A 627-nucleotide genomic window follows, 5' to 3' on the forward strand; every position below is an offset into this window, starting at 1 on the left:
GTTCCGGGTGCAGGAAACGCTCTTCCACCATGCGGTCGATCATGCCGATCAGCGGGGCATAGAAGCCGTCCACGTCCAGGAAGGCGCACGGCTTGTTGCCGATCCCAAGCTGGCGCCAGGTGAGCATCTCGAAGATCTCTTCCATGGTGCCGAAGCCGCCGGGGAGGGCCACGAAGGCGTCGGAGAGGTCGAACATGCGCGACTTGCGCTCATGCATCGAGCCGACGATTTCCAGCTCGGTCAGGCCACGGTGCGCCACTTCCCAATCGGCCAGCTGCTGGGGGATGACGCCGGTGACCTTGCCGCCGCCTTCCAGCACGGCGTTGGCCACGGTGCCCATCAGGCCGACATTGCCGCCGCCATAGACCAGGCGCAGGCCGTCGCGGGCGATGCGATCGCCGAGGGCGATGGCGCGCTCGGTGTAGACCGGCTTGCTGCCGGGGTTGGAACCACAGTAAACGCAAATCGRCTTCATTGGATCTTCCTGTGTTCAGAAACTGACGCGGCGGAAACGAAAAAGCCCCGCCGATGACCAGTGTTCCGGTCTCGTGACGGGGTGTCGTTCCGCGGATGCGGGCGGTGATTATCGCGCGTTACGGGCGTGGAGGCCAATCGGCGATCGGAGAC

At 64.7% G+C, this 627-nt stretch carries 1 protein-coding gene; it reads right to left on the reverse strand.

What is annotated here, in order from left to right; genetic code table 11:
- A partial coding sequence (locus AC1DN0_RS41235; RefSeq protein ID WP_477146627.1) for an LOG family protein occupies positions 1-475 on the reverse strand: 475 nt, incomplete at its 3' end.
- Between the last annotated feature and the right edge of the window lie 152 nt (positions 476-627).

This window comes from Cupriavidus sp. 05N39 (assembly GCF_056397325.1).